The sequence below is a fragment of the Fictibacillus sp. NRS-1165 genome, from assembly GCF_050468105.1.
GTDB classification, from domain to species: domain Bacteria; phylum Bacillota; class Bacilli; order Bacillales; family Fictibacillaceae; genus Fictibacillus_C; species Fictibacillus_C terrinigri.
Map to the genome: position 1 here is coordinate 1 of NZ_JBDPNU010000159.1, position 2,226 is coordinate 2,226.

The following is a 2,226-nucleotide window of genomic DNA, read 5'->3' on the forward strand; positions in this document are numbered from 1 at the left end:
TAGTAAACACTTACTCTGTAAAGTTGAATTAAGCATTAGGTTAGATGGTCATATACGACTGAAGTCAATTGGTGATAATTAAAACTAAGGTGGCCTCAGCAATAAAAAATGACCCCAGCCTAAACTAAACCGGAGCCATGTTCTCACCACCTAAGAGTTTTTTATTACTGTCTATTATCAACCTTACGCTTGTAAATTCTAATTCTTCTTCCAAACGGTATGAATGTCAATGTTAGCATCTACAAAGAGATTATAAACCGGGCATCTGCGCTCTACCTCTTGTTTCAATTGTTGAACTCTCTCTTCGCTTTCCTCTGTTTGTAAATTTACTTGAAAACGAATTTTTTGAAAATGAGGTGATACTCCTTCTTCTCCCATGAGTCCGCGTGTATCTAAAATTCCGCTCGTTTTGAAGTCAATTCCAGTGAGAGTAAAGCCCATTTCTTGGGCTACTAACGGAATCATTACACCATTGCAACCATTGAGAGCTGCAGCCACATATTCAATCGGATTTGGCGAGGTATCAGTACCTCCTAATTCTACAGGTTCGTCCATCGAAAAAGGGGAAAATTGCCGTACAGTATGATTGGTTTTAACGCCGGATTCCCACTTGCCGGTAACGGATACTTTAACCAATGTTGAAGCTTGAGCCATGTTATTTCCTCCCTTAAACACCGTAATTTTATATGAATAATGCAAATTATATAAAAACAACAACCTAGTGTAAAGGAGTTTTGAATATTACTGAAATTAACTTAATTTTTGTACAGTAAGCGGAAGTGCAAATTGGAGTAATCTTGGAAATCCAATGGACGAACAATCTGTTTTATTTCCGAATGGTCTTTACTTATGATAACAGGAATAATTCCAGAATCACTTTTGGCAAAAGCTAGATCTGAACTCGTATCAATTAAAAGAATTTTTTTGCAATCCCCATATTGTGCTGATACTCTTGCACAGATTTTTTCTTCTAAGGATCCAGATGGATTTGTTGATGAAAAATAAATTAATGCAAATAAACCTAAAAAGTACAGCAAATAAAAATTTATTACTCATCTCAATCGCAAGTATAAACCTTCTGCTGTTTTTATTAGCAAAACCTTTTGAACCTCCTTCCATTGGGGATTTCGAACGTAAAAAAACACACCGGATCATGGCATCTCGCTGGTTGTTTATTAAATTAAATTAGATGTACGGGTAGCTTCTTCATGTTTCGAGGTTCGCTATAATCGTATCAATTGACGGCGTTATGACTACCTGCAATTAATTAGTGGCATTAATGGAGCCCCCTGCATGATGCTTGACTTTGATTGTTCCCGAACATATACAGTTAAACGACTAACAAACTTCTTTTTTCTTCCATTACTTCCTCAAATTGAATAAGGCAAGTAAGCTAAGGGGACACTATTTTGGAAAATGGATAAGGGAGATGTGCATTCTTGGGCAAATGGTTTAGGCGACAAAAGGGCGGCCAGTCCAATAAAGACAAAAATGAACCAACCTTTTCTGAGCTTCTGGAAAAATGCAAAGAATCGAAGGATTTTATTTCGTTCCGGCAGGGAAAATCTTTTCCATTTTATATCTCTTATTATAAGACTTTAGTCAATCCCGATTTTATACACCGTGATTTGTTATCTCCTATAACGAAGCATCCGATCCAGTCGCTGGATGAGTTAAAAAACCTGATACCTGTCGAAAGCGTTACGATTACGGATGACGTCAAGGACATACAAGATAAATTATTATCCGGGTTTATTCTAGTACATGAAAATGAAACCAGCGCTAGGTGCGCACTCATTCCTGCCATAGCAGTGGAAAAGAGGCAAGTAACCATTCCAGAAACCGAGTTCAGCGTGGTTGGACCAAAAGAGTCCTTTGTTGAAGCCATCGATGTAAATATAAATATGGTCCGTAAACGGCTCCCGCTGCCAGAGCTTTATGCAAAAGAAATTTTGGTCGGTAATTTATCTAAAACTCGTGTTGTCGTTATGTACATACAAGGTATTGCAAACGAAGATAATATCAGCACGGTATTACAACGGATAAAAGACATTGAATTTGATCAAATCATCGACAGCTCCTTTATTACACAATTGATGTCGGATAACCACAATTCTCCTTTTCCGCAATTGATCGATACGGAGCGTCCAGACCGGACAGCGAGTGTACTTTCTGAAGGTAAAATTGCTATATTCGTGGATGGATCTCCACAGGTGTTAACAGGAC

General features: G+C 37.9%; 3 protein-coding genes. 2 read left to right on the plus strand and 1 reads right to left on the minus strand.

Features of this window, described 5'->3' with window-relative positions:
- Nucleotides 1-198 precede the first annotated feature (198 nt).
- Nucleotides 199-654, minus strand: a complete 456-nt coding sequence (locus ABHN01_RS25490) for an OsmC family protein (protein ID WP_429877865.1) — start codon at nt 652-654, stop codon at nt 199-201.
- Nucleotides 655-994: 340 nt separating this feature from the next.
- On the opposite strand from ABHN01_RS25490, the gene ABHN01_RS25495 reads away from it, so the two are divergent.
- Both ABHN01_RS25495 and ABHN01_RS25500 read left to right on the plus strand, forming a co-directional pair.
- Nucleotides 995-1,189 carry a hypothetical protein gene (locus ABHN01_RS25495; RefSeq protein WP_429877866.1) on the plus strand — a complete coding sequence of 65 codons (195 nt, stop codon included), beginning with the start codon at nt 995-997 and terminating at the stop codon, nt 1,187-1,189.
- A gap of 250 nt (nt 1,190-1,439) precedes the next feature.
- Nucleotides 1,440-2,226, plus strand: a 787-nt coding sequence (locus tag ABHN01_RS25500) for a spore germination protein (RefSeq protein ID WP_429877867.1), incomplete at its 3' end; no start/stop codon positions are given.